General features: G+C 69.5%; 13 protein-coding genes and 1 riboswitch. Of the genes, 5 read left to right on the top strand and 8 right to left on the bottom strand.

Annotated features, from left to right (window positions below; all coding sequences use genetic code 11):
* Positions 1-200 precede the first annotated feature (200 nt).
* The 4 genes from hpt to dacB are packed head-to-tail and all read right to left on the bottom strand — an operon-like array spanning position 201 to position 4,182.
* Positions 201-755, bottom strand: a complete 555-nt coding sequence (gene hpt, locus ACLBYD_RS18950; RefSeq protein ID WP_447817618.1) for a hypoxanthine phosphoribosyltransferase — start codon at positions 753-755, stop codon at positions 201-203.
* 12 nt (positions 756-767) lie between these two features.
* A complete protein-coding gene (tilS, locus tag ACLBYD_RS18945; protein WP_447817617.1) occupies positions 768-1,817 on the bottom strand; it encodes a tRNA lysidine(34) synthetase TilS in 1,050 nt (349 codons plus the stop codon).
* Positions 1,793-2,842 (bottom strand): zinc-dependent metalloprotease, encoded by a 1,050-nt coding sequence (locus tag ACLBYD_RS18940; protein WP_447817616.1) that lies wholly within the window; start codon positions 2,840-2,842, stop codon positions 1,793-1,795. The genes tilS and ACLBYD_RS18940 overlap by 25 nt, the downstream gene beginning before the upstream one ends.
* Complete coding sequence (dacB, locus tag ACLBYD_RS18935; protein WP_447817670.1) at positions 2,839-4,182, bottom strand: D-alanyl-D-alanine carboxypeptidase/D-alanyl-D-alanine endopeptidase; 1,344 nt, start codon at positions 4,180-4,182, stop codon at positions 2,839-2,841. The genes ACLBYD_RS18940 and dacB overlap by 4 nt, the downstream gene beginning before the upstream one ends.
* Positions 4,183-4,444: 262 nt before the next feature.
* On the opposite strand from dacB, the gene ACLBYD_RS18930 reads away from it, so the two are divergent.
* Positions 4,445-4,936: an inorganic diphosphatase gene (locus ACLBYD_RS18930; protein WP_006550524.1), complete on the top strand. Its 492-nt coding sequence runs from the start codon at positions 4,445-4,447 to the stop codon at positions 4,934-4,936.
* Between the two features lie 61 nt (positions 4,937-4,997).
* Here ACLBYD_RS18930 and ACLBYD_RS18925 read toward each other — a convergent pair whose 3' ends face one another.
* Positions 4,998-5,828: a crotonase/enoyl-CoA hydratase family protein gene (locus tag ACLBYD_RS18925; RefSeq protein ID WP_255028562.1), complete on the bottom strand. Its 831-nt coding sequence runs from the start codon at positions 5,826-5,828 to the stop codon at positions 4,998-5,000.
* Positions 5,829-5,941: 113 nt separating this feature from the next.
* Here ACLBYD_RS18925 and ACLBYD_RS18920 point away from each other — a divergent pair, with 113 nt between their 5' ends.
* Entirely contained in the window at positions 5,942-6,415 is a 474-nt protein-coding gene (locus ACLBYD_RS18920; protein ID WP_120281250.1) for a YbaK/EbsC family protein, read from the top strand.
* Between the two features lie 219 nt (positions 6,416-6,634).
* Positions 6,635-7,165 (top strand): winged helix-turn-helix domain-containing protein, encoded by a 531-nt coding sequence (locus tag ACLBYD_RS18915; RefSeq protein WP_447817615.1) that lies wholly within the window; start codon positions 6,635-6,637, stop codon positions 7,163-7,165.
* A gap of 62 nt (positions 7,166-7,227) precedes the next feature.
* Here ACLBYD_RS18915 and ACLBYD_RS18910 read toward each other — a convergent pair whose 3' ends face one another.
* Positions 7,228-7,845: a hypothetical protein gene (locus tag ACLBYD_RS18910; protein WP_447817614.1), complete on the bottom strand. Its 618-nt coding sequence runs from the start codon at positions 7,843-7,845 to the stop codon at positions 7,228-7,230.
* 208 nt (positions 7,846-8,053) lie between these two features.
* Positions 8,054-9,367 carry an aminotransferase class V-fold PLP-dependent enzyme gene (locus tag ACLBYD_RS18905; protein ID WP_447817613.1) on the bottom strand — a complete coding sequence of 438 codons (1,314 nt, stop codon included), beginning with the start codon at positions 9,365-9,367 and terminating at the stop codon, positions 8,054-8,056.
* Between the two features lie 68 nt (positions 9,368-9,435).
* A riboswitch (SAM riboswitch) is annotated at positions 9,436-9,553 on the bottom strand.
* A 165-nt stretch (positions 9,554-9,718) separates the two neighbouring features.
* Between ACLBYD_RS18905 and ACLBYD_RS18900 the strand changes: the two genes are divergently transcribed.
* Positions 9,719-13,624 carry a Pls/PosA family non-ribosomal peptide synthetase gene (locus tag ACLBYD_RS18900; protein ID WP_447817612.1) on the top strand — a complete coding sequence of 1,302 codons (3,906 nt, stop codon included), beginning with the start codon at positions 9,719-9,721 and terminating at the stop codon, positions 13,622-13,624.
* A complete protein-coding gene (locus ACLBYD_RS18895) occupies positions 13,591-14,970 on the top strand; it encodes a M1 family metallopeptidase (RefSeq protein WP_447817611.1) in 1,380 nt (459 codons plus the stop codon). The genes ACLBYD_RS18900 and ACLBYD_RS18895 overlap by 34 nt, the downstream gene beginning before the upstream one ends.
* A 12-nt stretch (positions 14,971-14,982) precedes the next feature.
* Here the strand turns inward: ACLBYD_RS18895 and ACLBYD_RS18890 are convergent, their stop codons facing one another.
* Complete coding sequence (locus ACLBYD_RS18890; RefSeq protein WP_447817609.1) at positions 14,983-15,549, bottom strand: hypothetical protein; 567 nt, start codon at positions 15,547-15,549, stop codon at positions 14,983-14,985.
* Positions 15,550-15,569 lie beyond the last annotated feature (20 nt).

Genomic DNA, 15,569 nt, shown 5'->3' with positions numbered 1-15,569 from the left:
GCAGTCGCGGCGCTTCGCGCCCGGGGTGGCCGCATGCCGCGACGGTCACTGACCAGGCAACGCAAGGTTACCGCGTAGCAACGAGCGGTCGCCCCGGCACCGGCCGGAGCCGACACCGGGAAGACGTCGTAATCGACAACGATCGGGACGGAACCGGAGTTCCCCGGGCCGGGGACCTCACGACCCGGCTCGACCGGAGGTCAGCTGCTGTAGACCTTGGGATCCAGCGTGCCGATGTAGGGCAGGTCGCGGTAGCGCTCGTCGTAGTCGAGTCCGTAGCCGACGACGAACTCGTCCGGGATGTCGAATCCGACGTCCTTGACCTCGACGTCGATCTTCACGGCCTCCGGCTTGCGGAGCAGCGTGACGACCTCGAGCGACGCGGGGTTGCGCGTCGAGAGGTTCTTGAGCAGCCACGACAGCGTCAGACCCGAGTCGATGATGTCCTCGACGATGAGGACGTTGCGACCGGCGATGTCCTTGTCGAGGTCCTTGAGGATGCGCACGACACCCGAGGACGAGGTCGACGACCCGTACGAGCTGACGGCCATGAACTCCATCTGCGTCGGGATCGGCAGAGCGCGCGCGAAGTCGGTCATGAAGAAGATGGCGCCCTTGAGCACCCCGATGAGCAGCAGATCGCCTTCCGGCGCACCCATCGGGTAACGCTCGGCGATCGACTGCGCCAGCTCTGCGGTCCGCTTCTTGATCTGTTCTTCGGAGATCAGCACCGACGCTATGTCGTTCTCGTACACCGGGGTCCTTCCCTACCTTCTGCTGCCGGTCGCCCGGACCTTCGCCCGGTCGACGTACTCCACGGCAAGCGTGCCACGCCGACGCGACACCACCAACCTCGTCCCCGTCCGCGGGCCCCGTCCGACCGCGACCGGGCCCTGTCCGCGCCACGCCGCTACCAGGTCGTCGACCGCCCGCAGCATCGTCTCGTTCGGCGTGACGGTGTGATCGATCAGCCACGATCGGAGGGCTCTGCGTCGTACTGCGGCGGGAGCCGCCGCGAGTGCGTCGGTGTCGAGCAGGTCGTCCTCGCGCCGCGCTGTCGCGAGGAGGTCGCCGGCCCAGATATCGAGGGCGCAACCGTCGTCCTGCAGTTGCCCGGCCGTGCGCGCGAGGGCTTCGGCGACGCCCCCACCGAGCACGTCCTCGAGCAGCGGCAGTACCTCGCGGCGCAGACGCACGCGCGTGAACCGGTCGTCGGTGTTGTGCGGATCCTCGTACGGGCGGTAGCCGAGTTCGTCGCACGCCCGGCGGGTCGTGTCGCGGCGCACGCCGAGCAGCGGCCGGCCCCACGGCGGGTCGAAGGGTGCCATCCCGCGGATCGAACGCAGCCCCGATCCGCGGCCGAGACCGAGCAGCACCGTCTCGGCCTGGTCGTCGAGGGTGTGCCCGAGCAACACGGTCCGGTCGTCGCGGTTCTCGTCGAGCGCCCGGTAGCGGGCCGCGCGCGCGGCGGCCTCGAGGCCTCCCCCACCGGTGACGTCCACACCGACCACCATGACGGTCGCGCAGCCGCGGGCCCGGGCGAACTCCGCGGCCCGCGCGGCGACGACCTCGGAACCGGACTGGAGGCGATGATCGACGACGACGGCGTGCACCGCCTCGGTCTCCGCGACGGCGGCGGCGGTCAGGGCGGCGGAATCGGCCCCGCCCGACAACGCGACGGTCACCGCGTCGGCCGGGTGCGCGCCCAGCCAGGCCCGCACGGCGAGTCGCACCTCGTGGATCGCCGGGGCCTCGGGCAGCAGCGGACGATCGGCCGACGGTGAAGCCACGATCAGCTCAGCACCCGCGCGATCCACGCATCTGGATGGTCGATCTCCGTCAGGGTGGGCAGGGCGTCCGGACCGGACCACACGGCGTTGAAGTCGTCCGTGCCGACCTTCGCGACGACGGCGTCGACGAACTTCTTGCCGTGCACGTACTGGGCCATCTTGGCGTCCATTCCGAGGACGAGCCGGATGAGGCGATGCACCGGGCTGCTGTTGCGGTGCCGCCGGTTGTCGAACGCCCGCCGGATCCGCGCGACCGACGGGACCACGGCCGGGCCGACACCGTCCATCACATGATCGGCGTGGCCTTCGAGCAGCGTTCCGAGCGCGAGGATCCGATCGAACGACTCGCGCTGAGACTGTGCCTGCAGCGCCCGCACGACACCGAGCATGCCCCGCTCCGACATCGGCTTGTCGCCGGGAGTGCGCAGGTCCTTCACCGCCGACACCACGCGGGTCGCGACGTCGCCCATCGGTTCCTCGACCGCGGTGGCGAGGTCGGCGGCGGCCTCGCGCATCAGCTCGGCCATCCACGGTGCCTGTGCGAACTGCACGCGGTGGGTCACCTCGTGCAGGCACACCCACAGCCGGAAGTCGGCGGGCGGCACCTTCAGCGCGCGTTCGACCGCGACGACGTTGGGCGCGACGAGCAGCAGCGAACGGGAGAACGGGTCGTACTGTCCGAGCACCGCGGACGACAGGTAGGCGAGCATCGCGCCGGCCTGCGCGCCCGCCGGTTTGCCCACCCAGCGGCGGGAGGAGCCGGCCGGATCCTCGCCCGGTGACGCGGTGAGGTCGGCCATCGACGCCGCGGCCGCACGCACCCAGCCCGGCCGGTCGACGACCTGCGCGGGCGGCGGCTCGGTTCCGTCGTCGAGACGTGTGTGCTCGCGCACCGGTCCCTCGGCGCGCGCGGCGGCCGAGAACAACTCGTCCTGCACCGCATCGCGGGTGTACCGCGACATCGCGGGTTCGGAGCGGGTGAGGCGCACGCCGACCCCGGCCGCGAACGACCAGTCGATCGCGTCGCCGAGTGCCCGCTCCTTGCCGGTCATCGGCAACCGCACTCACGCAGTACCGACGCCACGGCGTCGAGGGCGGGCCGGGCCTCGCTCGGGGACCTACCGTTGGAGAGCAGCGCGAACGACAGCACGCGGCCGTCGGAGTCGACGGTGTATCCGGTGAGTCCGTTGACCTCGGTCAGCGTGCCGGTCTTCGCTCGCACCCATCCGGCTCCGGCACGGGTCGTGGTGCCGTAGCGATCGGCGAGCGTGCCGGTCGCTCCGGCGACGGGAAGATAGTCGAGCATGGGCCGCAGCTCCGTCCTGTTCGGTCCGGCCGCCTCCGAGATCACGCGATCGAGCGTGCGAGCGGGGATCCGGTTCTCGACCGAGAGCCCGCTGACGTCGCGCAACGTCACTCCGGTGACGTCCAGACCCGCTTGCTGCAGGGTACCGGTCACAGCCTTCGTCGTGCCCTCGAACGAGTGCTCGTTGCCGGTCGCGACCGCGACCTCCCGTCCGACGGTCTCCGCGAGGACGTTGTCGGATCGGCGCAGCATCTGGCCGAGGCGGACGGTGAGCGGCGCCGACTGCACCGACGCCATGGGCGCCGCGCCCGGCGAGGCCGACCCGGGCGCGACCCGCGCCGGGTCGGCACCGAGCGCCGTCGCCAGTGCACGACCGGCGTCCAGAGCGGGCGTCGCGCTGCGGGGCGATTCGTCCTCGAGCGGGTTCGACCGGCCGCCGTCGAGCATCACGGGTTCGATGGGCGCGACGTAGCCGTCGCCGACGTCCTGCGGGAACCAGCCCGGCGCGAGCGGATCCCCGCTGTACAGACTCGTGTCGACGAGGACCGTCTCGACCGTCGCGCCGCTTCGCCGGATCTGTTCGGCGAGGTCGGCGATGCGGGGACCACCGGGGTAGAAGCTCTCCTGTCCGGGCGGCATCGCCGAGAGGGTGGGGTCGCCGCCGGCGATGAGGACGATCTCCCCCGGCTTCGAACCCTCGACGACGCGCGTGGTGATCCGATGGTCGGAGGGCAGCACGAGCATGGCGGCCGCGGCGGTGAGGATCTTCGTCGTGGAGGCCGGGATCAGCGCGCGATCGGCGTCCTTCGACCACAGCACAGTGCCGGTCGTGGGGTCGGTGATCGACCCGGCGAAGTCACCGAGGCCGGGATTGTTCACAACCGGATCGAGTGCCGCCGCCAGCGAGGTCGGGTCGGGCGTCGGAGCGTCGGGCGAGACCGCGGCGACCGCGGGGGTCGCGATCACCGGTGCCGGTGCGGGGAGCACGACCGCGCCGGCGGACGCCCGCACGTCGTAGATCGCGAAGGCCCCGCCGACGACGAGAGCGAGGAAACCCGCTCCCCAGATCCCGAAGAGGATCTTCATGTCCCGTCGTCGCCTGGTTGCCAGTGAACCCTGCTTCTTGTTGCCGCCCTGCCCCGTCAACACGCCTCCGCTGCATCCTGCACACACTGGTCGACCAGCTACCCGCACTTCCCGCTGCCGGCCGCACACTGCTGTGACGCACTCGGGGCCCCGGTACCTGCACCTCCAGCCTAGCGCCGCGACCGTTATCCTCTCTGCGGACCATCACCGCAGATACGGATGTCGTATCCGCCGGAAAAACACCGACGAAGTGAGGCAAGGCGTGGAGTTCGAGGTCACCATCGAGATCCCCAAGGGACAGCGGAACAAGTACGAGGTCGATCACGAGACCGGACGCGTCAAGCTCGATCGTTACCTGTACACCTCGTTCGGCTACCCGGCCGACTACGGCTACATCGAGAACACCCTCGGTGAGGACGGCGATCCGCTCGACTGCATGGTCCTGCTGCCCGAGTCGGTCTTCCCCGGCGTGATCGTCGAGGCCCGCCCCGTCGGCATGTTCAAGATGGTCGACGAGGCCGGTGGCGACGACAAGATCCTGGCCGTCCCGGCGGGCGACCCGCGGTGGGATCACGTCCAGGACATCAGCGACGTCTCGCAGTTCGAGCTCGACGCCATCAAGCACTTCTTCGTGCACTACAAGGACCTCGAGCCGGGCAAGCACGTCGAGGCCGCCGACTGGGTCGGTCGCGCCGAGGCCGAGGCCGAGGTGACCGCGTCGGTCGAGCGCCTGAAGAACAACGGCGGGCACTGACACCGAGCCTGCACAACGCGGATCCCCCGGACGANTCCGGGGGATCCGTCGTCTGCGGGGCCTATTCGCCCTTGAACTGCGGCGGGCGCTTCTCGAAGACGGCGGTGATCGCCTCGGTGAGGTCCTCCGACGGCAGGAACGCCGCGTTCCACGCCGCGACGTAGCGGAGGCTGTCGTCGACCTGCGGCGAGCGCGTGTGGTCGAGGACGTTCTTGATGCCCTGGACGACGAGCGGCGGGTTGGCGGCGATCTCCGCGGCGGTCGCGTGGGCGGCGGCCAGCACTGCGTCGGCGTCGTCGTGGACGTCGTTGACGAGACCGATCTTCTCGGCGCGGGCGGCGTCGATGTCCTTGCCCGTGAGCGCGAGCTCGCGGACGTGACCGTCGCCGATGATGAGCGGGAGCCGGGCGAGGGTGCCGACGTCGGCGACCATTCCGACCTTGACCTCGCGGACGCTGAACTTCGCGTCGGCGCTCGCGTAACGGATGTCGGCGGCGGAGATGAGGTCGACCGCTCCGCCGATGCACCAGCCCTGGACCGCGGCGACGACCGGCTTGCGGCAGTCGGCGACGGCCGTGATCGCCGCCTGCATGTTCTTGATCAACGTGTGGAAGTCCGTGCGCGGCTTGGCAAGCGCCTTGCCGGAGACGACGGCGCCGAGGCTGCCGCCCATGGCGACGAGGTCGAGGCCGTAGGAGAAGTTCCGGCCGGAACCGGCGAGGACGACGGCGCGGACTTCGGGGTCGGCGTCGAGCTCACCGAACAGGACGGGTAGTTCCGCCCAGAAGTCGGGGCCCATGGCGTTGCCCTTGCCGGGGCCGATGAGCGTGACCTGTGCGACGTGATCCTTGCGTTCGACGGTGAACGCTTTCCAGGGCGAGTGATCGGACATTACCGAAGGGTAACTTGCGGATCTTCGTTTCGCACCGACCGCACCCCACGACACAACGACGACGCGTCCTCGGAACCGCGCCCATCGGGCGGCGATTTTCCTACTCTTGATCCATGACCAGGTCGCTGCATCCGAACGCCCACCGCGTGTCGGACACGCTCATCTCCCGCGGCCATCACGGTCTGATCGTCCAGCAGCCGGAGACCGTGCACACCGCCGAGCAGGCCGCCGCCGCGGTGGGTGTGGAGGTGGGCGCGATCGTGAAGTCGCTCGTCTTCCTGCTCGACGACGACCCGATCCTGTTGCTCGTGTCCGGCGCGCACCGCGTGTCGGTCGAACGGACCGGCGAGCGGCTCGGCGGCGAACTCGTGCCGGCCTCCCCCGACCTGGTCACGGAGGTCACCGGCCAGCCGCTCGGTGGCGTCGCACCGCTCGGTCATCCCACGAACCTGCCCACCTACATCGACCGTGCGCTGCAGCACTACCCCGATCTGTGGGCGTCGGGTGGATGCCCGAACACACTGTTCCGGACCGTCTATTCGGAGCTCATGCGCATCACCGCGGCGATCGACGTCGACGTGGACTGAGACCGTCCACCTACCGGTACCACCGGCATCTTTATCCGGGTACACTCTCCGTCGTGACAGTCCGAGCGTGGAGCCGCAGGCATGTCGACCTGTGTCGTACCCGCTCGTGCCTCTGTGCGTTCTGAGATCCGCACCATCCCTTCCTCTTTCCCGGCGCCGTACAGCTGCGGGTAGTTGCCTGCCCGGCGCCGTTCACCTTCCGACCAGCGGAGCCCTTCCATGACCACGTCCTCCATCGAGAACCCGGCCGGCAGCTCGGTCGATTCCCCCGAACTCGTTCTCATCGTGCAGATCTCGGACACGAACGCCGGATCGGCGGGCGATCTTGCCGCCCTCGCCGATGCTCTGCGGGAGACCGCGCTCGATCTGCTTCCGGGTGCGCGCACCCACACTCTCCTCAGCCCCGGCCCGACCCCTCTGGTGATCGATCTGCCCGCCCGCGGGCTGGTGCTCGACAATCAGCGGGTCGAGTTGAGTCACAGCGAATTCGAGATCCTCACGCACCTGGTGCGTCGGCCCCGCGTCGTGGTGTCCCGCGCGGCACTGAGGCCGCTCGGCGCCGGATACTCGGAGAACGACGACTTCGACACCGACCGCGGCAACCGCAGTGTCGACGTCCATGTCTCCCGGATCCGTTCCAAGCTGGGACGTTTCGGCAACATCATCACCACTGTCCGCGGGTCGGGCTACCGGTTCGATCCCGATCCGCGCGTACACGTCGTCGAATCACTCGACCGCCGTACGGCGTGAACGCATGCGAAGGAGGGGCAGGAGTCGAAACTCCTGCCCCTCCTTCGCGATACGGATGCGTGTCAGGAAGCGCGCACGGATGTCTGAGCGCCCTCACCGAACCGGCGCAGGACCTCGACGACGGTCGGCGAGACCTCGATGAGGCCGCGCGACTCCAGCCACGGCAGCGTTCCGTCGACGAGATGCTCGACGGTGAACGGCGCGGCGAGCGGGATCAACGTGACGCCGTCGGCGACCTGCACGGCATGGATGTCCGCGATCAGCCCGGCGAGACCGTGCGGCGTTCCGACATAGGACAACGTGCCGGCCGCCCCGCGAGTGGATTCCGGGCGGGTGCGCCGGGTGCGGGCGGTGCGGGCATCGGAGGCGAGGACGACCTCGACGTCGACGAGCACCGTGATCGAATCGGGATCGCGGCCCTCCTCGGCGGCCTCCGCACGGATGCGGTCGCGCAGCTTCCCGGCCTCACGCAGGTCGGCGGCACGCACCCGCACGACGTTGGATGCATCGGCGCTGAGGTCGAGCGGCGGATCGCCGGCACGCCCCAGGGTCAGGTCGGCCCAGTAGTCGGGCCCGGAGTGCCCGGTGAGTTCGACGGCGACACGCAACGGCCGGATGGCGGCGGACTCGACGACGGCCGGGTCTGCGGATACACGGGTGACAGTGGATGCGACGGACATGGGATGCCTCTCGGTACGGGCCGCGGAGCGGCACGGAGGGATCGGCCTGTGAGCCGGAAGACTGTGAGGGAGAAGACCTTCAGTCCGGACAGATTCCCGATGCCGTACGGCAGAGGTCGACATGGCGACGGCACCAGCGTGCCGCAGCGATCGTCCTCGTCCGTTCCATGCGAATTACCCTACTGATCCTATGGGGAATTGTCGACCGCTAGACGCACGGAGATGCGTCGCCGTCGGTCGCCCCGAGTCCGGGGCGCGTCTCCGGCGAGGGGTTCCACACACCGTCGGTCTTCGCGTGCACCCACGTCGGTCCGTTCTCGACCAGCGACCGGAGCGCTCCGAGGAGCCGCTCGACGTCGTCGGACGAGCTGCCGAGTCCGAGCGACGCCCGGACGGCACCACCGGCACGACCGACCCGCGCGAGCAGCGGATGGGCGCAGAAACGTCCGTCACGGACGCCGATGCCGTGCTCGGCGGACAGATAGGAGGCGACGTGGCCGGGCTCGTAGCCGTCGACCGTGAAGGTGACGATCCCGACGCTGTCGGCCGAATCGTTCCACAGGCGAATCACTTCCACGCCGTCGATGGTCTGCAGACCGTCGACGAGCTGGGCGCACAGGGCCTCCTCGTGACGGGTCACCGCGTCGGCGTCGAAATCGGCGAGCGCATCGCACGCGGCGGCAAGAGCGGCGACACCGAGAACGTTGGGAGTGCCGGCCTCGTGACGCGCAGGGGCGCAGGCCCATTCGGTGTGATCGAGGCGCACCTCGCGCACCGCGCCGCCACCGGCGAGATACGGCTCGGCGGCGTCGAGCCAGTCGCGGCGGCCGACGAGCGCTCCCGCACCGAACGGCGCGTACAGCTTGTGGCCGGAGAAGGCGAGGTAGTCCACGCCGAGCTCGGCGAGATCGACACGACGGTGGGGCACGAGCTGCGCACCGTCGACGAGGATCCGGGCACCGGAAGCGTGTGCGAGCTCGGCGAGTTCGGCGATCGGCAGGACCTCACCGGTCACGTTGGAAGCACCGGTGACGGCGAGCAGGGCCGCGGGGGCGCGCTGCAGTTCGACCGCGAGGCGCCACACCGTCTCGGAGACGGTGGCCGCAGCCTCGACGATGCGAGAGTTCTTCCAGGGCAGCAGATTCGCGTGATGCTCGATGTCGAGCACGACGACATCGCCGGGGACCGCACTCGCGAGCAGGTTCAGCGAATCGGTGGTGTTGCGCGTGAAGACGACGACCTGGTCGTCGGCCGCGCCGACGAAGCGCGACACGGAGGTGCGGGCGTCCTCGTAGGCGGTGGTGCTGATCCGCGAAGCGTATCCGGCGCCGCGGTGCACGCTCGCGTAGAAGGGCAGCAGCTCGGTGATGCGGTCGGTGACGGCGGACAGCGCCGGTGCGCTCGCCGCGTAGTCGAAGTTCGCGTAGGTGCAGGTACCACCCTGGACGAGCGGAACCTGCACGTCACAGCCGGAAACGGTGGCGAACGGAGCGATGCAGGTGGTGGTGGCTACAGCAGTCATGACAAATCCCTCGTGTACTCGGGGACCCGCCGGTGACGCCTACGACGGAGAATTCTCGTCGCCGGCGGAGTCCGCGCTTGCCGTGTCCGGTAGTGGATTCACGGCCCGGTCGTCACCCGGAGCACCCCACCGCGGTTGGAGGGTTGCCGACCAGCTAGCCGGGGCTTGACGCTGGTACTCATGACCTGGCGAAGAGAATGGCAGGACGACAGAGCCGTGTCAACCCCGCACAGCTCCGCGTCATCCGGCACCGCACGACGCCGACACGCGTTCTGCGCGCCGAACGTTCACCTGCCGTCCACCCGGACGTGAGATAACCGGAAGCACCATCGAGCAGAAGGACCCGCGGAGTTGCCAGCCATAACCTCGACCCCCGTCGGCCGGTTCCCCATCCCGGACGAGTTCCTCCGCGCGTCGCACGCTCCACCCGCCCGCACCCTCGTCGACCTGCTGCGGAGCACTGCCGAAGCACATCCCGACGCCCCCGCGATCGACGACGGCTCGACGGTCCTCGAATACGCCGAACTGGTCGAGGCGGTGATCGCCGGTGCGTATGCGCTGAACGACGCGGGCGTCGGGGCCGGCGACAGGGTCGGGGTGCGCATGACCTCCGGGCGCAGCGACCTGTATGTGACGATTCTCTCCATTCTCGCCGCGGGCGCCGCGTACGTCCCCGTCGACGCCGACGATCCCGACGAGCGGGCCGAACTCGTGTTCTCGGAAGCGCAGGTCACCGCCATCGTCACCGACGAGGGCATCGGACCGGGCACGGCCGCACCGTCGGGCACCCCGGTGGTGCGGGGTCCGAACCTCGATGACGACGCGTGGATCATCTTCACCTCCGGTTCGACCGGAACACCGAAGGGTGTCGCCGTCACCCACCGCAATGCGGCGGCCTTCGTCGACGCGGAAGCGCGGATGTTCTGCCAGGGGGAGCCGCTCGGTCCCGGCGACCGGGTCCTGGCCGGGCTGTCCGTGGCGTTCGACGCCTCGTGCGAGGAGATGTGGCTCGCCTGGCGGCACGGCGCCTGCCTGGTTCCGGCGCCCCGCGCGCTCGTCCGCTCCGGCATGGACCTCGGGCCGTGGCTCGTCTCGCGCAACATCAACGTCGTCTCCACGGTGCCCACCCTCGCGGCGATGTGGCCGGCCGAAGCCCTCGAGGCGGTGCGTCTGCTCATCTTCGGTGGCGAGGCCTGCCCACCCGATCTCGTCGAACGTCTCGCCGTTCCGGGACGCGAGGTGTGGAACACCTACGGCCCTACCGAGGCGACGGTCGTTGCCTGCGCGTCGCTGATGGACGGCACCGGACCGGTCCGCATCGGCCTGCCCCTCGACGGATGGGATCTCGCTGTCGTGGACGCCGACGGCAACCCAGTCGAGGAGGGCGCGACCGGTGAACTCGTCATCGGCGGTGTCGGTCTCGCGCGCTACCTCGATCCGGCGAAGGACGCCGAGAAGTACGCTCCCATGCCCACTCTCGGCTGGGACCGCGCCTACCGCAGCGGTGATCTCGTGACGCTCGACCGCGCCGGTCTGCTGTTCCAGGGACGCGCCGACGACCAGGTCAAGATCGGTGGCCGCCGCATCGAACTCGGCGAGGTCGACAACGCACTGCAGAACCTGCCCGGCGTGGCGGGCGGTGCGTGCGCGGTCCGCAAGACGGCCGCGGGGCATTCGATCCTCGTGGGATACATCGCCTCCACCGATCCGGATTTCGACATCGCGTCGGCCCACGACCTGCTGTCCGAACAACTCCCGGCCGCACTCGTCCCGCGACTCGCGCTCGTCGACGAACTGCCCACCCGCACGTCCGGCAAGGTCGACCGCAACGCTCTGCCGTGGCCGCTGCCCGGCGCCGATGCCGACTCGGTGGAAGCACTCGGTCTCGATCCCACCGCCGAATGGGTCGCCGAACTGTGGACCGACATCCTCGGCGCCCGGATCGAGGGCGTCGACGACGACTTCTTCGAACTCGGCGGTGGTTCCCTCGCGGCGGCGCAACTCGTCACGGCGCTGCGGAGCCGGTATCCGGAGATGACCGTTGCAGAACTGTACGACCACCCGAGGCTCGGATCGCTCGCCGTCTATCTCGACGAACTCGCGCCGACGGAAGCGGCGACACCGCGTGAGGTGATGCCGGTGCCGCGACTCGCCCAGCTCGGGCAGATCGCGGTGACCGCCGTCCTCACCACCCTCACCGGACTGCAGTGGGTGACCTGGCTGGCGATCCTGAACAACGTCGTCGCGTTCGTCGTCGACGTTCCGTGGACCGTCACTCTGTCGTGGTGGTGGGTCGCGCTCGGTGTCCTGCTGTTCCTCACGCCCGTCGGACGCATGGCGATCTCCGTCGCGGGTTCGCGTCTGCTGCTGCGCGGCGTGAAGCCCGGAAGCCACCCCCGCGGTGGGAGCGTCCACCTCCGGCTGTGGACGGCCCTGCGGCTGTCCGAGGCCGTGGGTGCCGTGAACATCTCGAGCGCTCCCTGGATGCGGCAGTACGCGCGGGCGCTGGGCGCGAAGGTGGGTCGCGACGTCGACCTGCACAGTCTTCCGCCGGTCACCGGTCTCCTCGAACTCGGCGACGGGTGTGCCGTCGAGCCGGAGGTGGACCTCGGCGGCTACTGGGTGGACGGCGACGTCGTCCACATCGGAAGCATCCGGATCGGTGCCGGCGCCACGGTGGGCGCCCGCTCGTTCCTGGCCCCCGGCGCGCGGATCGGTAAGAACGCCGAAGTGGAGGCCGGATCCGCGGTGTTCGGTCGCGTGAAGGCCGGGCAGAACTGGTCGGGTTCCCCCGCCCGCAAGGCCGGCAAGGCCGACCGGCCGTGGCCCGCCGCGACGCCGCCACGGGGCAGCAGATGGGTGCCGGTCTACGCCGTGTCGTCGATCCTGCTCGGCGGCCTGCCCGTCGTCTCGATCGCCGCCGGGGTCGCGCTCCTCGTGTGGTGGGTGCACGACACCCCCACCGTCTCCGACGCCGTGGTGCACTCCCTGGCGATGCTGCCCGTCGCGGCGCTGCTGACGATGTTCGTCTTCGCCCTGCTCACCCTGATGGCGGTGCGGCTGCTCGCCGTCGGGATGACGGAGGGCTGGCATCCCGTGCGCAGCCGCGTGGGCTGGCAGGTGTGGTTCACCGAGCGCCTCATGGATTCCTCGCGCAGCTTCCTGTTCCCGCTCTACGCGTCGATGCTCACCCCGATCTGGCTCCGATTGCTCGGCGCCGACATCGGCAAGGACGTCGAGGCGTCGACCGTGCTGATGGTCCCCAAGTTCACGAAGGTCGCCGACGGAGCGTTCCTCGCCGACGACACGATGGTCGCCTCCTACGAACTCGGCGGCGGATGGCTGTACATCTCGCATGCGAAGGTCGGCAAGCGCGCCTTCCTCGGAAACTCGGGCATGGCGGCGCCGGGTCGGCGCGTCCCGAAGCACGGACTCGTCGCGGTGCTCTCCGCAGCTCCGGAGAAGGCGAAGTCCGGCTCGTCGTGGCTGGGCAGTCCCCCGGTGCGCCTGCGGCGCGCGAGCGGCGACAGCGACGCGAGCCGCACCTTCGCACCGCCGCTGAAACTGAAGATCGCGCGCGGCGCGGTGGAGACCTTCCGGCTCGTGCCCATGGTCGTCACCTACGGCATCGGGCTCGGTGTACTCTTCGCCCTCAACACCCTCGCCGTGCACCTGGGCTATCTTGCCGCTGCACTGCTGGGCGGTCTCGTGCTCATGGTGGCCGGAGCCGTGGCGTGCCTCGTGACCGTGATCGCGAAATGGCTCGTCGTCGGTCGGATCGGACGCGTCGAGCACCCACTGTGGAGTTCGTTCGTGTGGCGCAACGAGGTCTCCGACACCTTCGTGGAGACCGTGGCGGCACCGTGGTTCGCCCGGGCCGCGGCGGGCACCGCCGTGATGAACCTGTGGCTGCGCGCGCTGGGGTCGAGGATCGGGCGCGGTGTGTGGTGCGAGAGCTACTGGTTGCCCGAGGCCGACCTGGTGTCCCTGGGCGACGGTGCGACCGTCGAACGCGGTTGCGTTGTACAGACCCACCTGTTCCATGATCGGATCATGTCCATGGACACCGTGACCCTCGGCGCCGGCGCCACGCTCGGCCCCCAATGCGTCGCGTTGCCCGCCTCGGGCATCGGCGACGGTGCCACCGTCGGCCCGGCCTCGCTGGTGATGCGCGGCGACGTCGTCCCGCCGTCCACTCGCTGGCAGGGCAATCCGATCACGCCGTGGACCACGCCGAACGACTGGTCGCCGCGGTGAAGCCCATCAAGGCTGCCAAGCCCGTCGCGCCGGTCGCCGCCGATCGGCCGCTCGACCCCTATCTGCCCGAGAGCGGGAACCGCGGCTACCGGGTCTCCCGCTACGAACTCGAACTCACCTACAAGGTCGTGTCCAACCGACTCGACGGCCGGGCGAAGATCATCGCCACGACGACGGACGTGCGTGCCAAGTACTCGCTCGATCTCGCGCAGTCGATGCGGGTCGCGAAGGTGACCGTCAACGGGCGACGTCCCGCCAAGTTCGCGCATCGCGGTGGCAAGCTCACCGTCACCCCCGCCGAGAAACTCCCCGCCGGGGCGGTCCTCGTCTTCGGTGTGCAGTACTCGGGGACCCCCATCCCGCTGCGGACCATGTGGGGTGAGGTCGGCTGGGAGGAACTCGACGAGGGGTCGCTCGTCGCGAGCCAGCCCAACGGCGCACCCACCTGGTTCCCCTGCGACGACCATCCCGGTTCGAAGGCCACCTACCGCATCGCGGTCACCACCGACGCTCCGTTCGTCGCGATCGCGAACGGCACGCTCGTGCACAAGACCACGAAGGCGAGCCGCACCACACGCGTGTACGAGCAACCCGAACCGATGGCGACCTATCTCGCCACGGTCCAGACCGGGCACTACGAGATACGCACCCTCGCAACAGAACCCGTACCGCAGTACGGAATCCACCCGCCTCGCCTGCGCGCGGAGTTCGATCGGGACTTCGCGCGCCAGACCGAGATGCTCGAGTTGTTCACACGCCTCTTCGGCCCGTACCCGTTCGCGCACTACACCGCGCTGGTGACCGACGACGACCTCGAGATCCCCCTCGAGGCACAGGGATTGTCGATCTTCGGCGCGAACTTCTGCGACGGCACCGGCCGCGAGGAACGGCTCGTCGCACATGAGTTGGCGCACCAGTGGTTCGGCAACAGCCTCACACTTAACCGCTGGTGCGACATCTGGCTCCACGAAGGATTCGCGTGCTACGCGGAGTGGTTGTGGTCGGAGAACTCGGGCGGCAGGCCGGCGCACGCGCACGCGCTCGACGCGCACCGGGGTCTGGCCCGCAAGCCGCAGGACATCCTGCTCGAGGATCCGGGCCCGAAGGACATGTTCGACGACCGCATCTACAAACGCGGGGCACTGACACTGCACGCTCTGCGCTTGCAACTCGGCGACGAACCGTTCTTCACCCTTCTGCGGACGTGGACCGCGGAACACCGGCACGGCAACGTGACGACGGCGCAGTTCAAGGATCTCGCCGCGCGCTTCTCGGACGTCTCGCTCCGGCCGCTGTGGGAGGCGTGGTTGAGCACTCGAGAGCTTCCCCCGGCACCGACCGCCTGACGCGAGTTCTTCTCATGGCAGATCCACCTGCGACGCGAGCCACCGGCCGTCGACGAGTTCCATCGTCATGACCACGCGGCTGCGGTCGAGTCGCGGTTCGGGGACGAGAGTGTTCGTGACGCTCTGATCGACGAACAACAGGACCTCGACCTTCGTCGTGGTCGCGGACCTGATGCCCGACTCCACCACGACACCCTCCGAGCGTGCCTGGTTGTCGATCAGCACCTGTTCGAGTTGTGCACTCGACTCGGCGTACATCTTCTCGAATTCGCCGGTGGCTCCGTCGAGTACCGCGGCGAAGTCGGCGTCGAGGTCCGCCGAGTCCACCGATGTCAACGTCACGGCGAACTGCCGCGCGGCCTCCGACGCCGCGCGGGCAGCGTCCTCCACGGCGCGGGCGTTCCGGAGCTGGGCCCCCAGCACCGCCGCGGTCACCAGTCCCGCCACCGCGACCAGCGCGAGCAGAAGGAGGGAAATCCGCGCGAACCGCGTTCTCCTCGAACTCTTCTCGGCTACTCCCGTATCCGTGTCGTCGGTCGTCCCGGTTCCGTCCGTGCGGGTCGCGGTGTCGGTGCTCATATCGGTTCTCCTGGGTTCTG

This window comes from Rhodococcus sp. C26F (assembly GCF_053345925.1).
The sequence above is the reverse complement of the archived record's forward strand: the minus strand, read 5'-3'. Positions and strand labels throughout refer to the sequence as shown.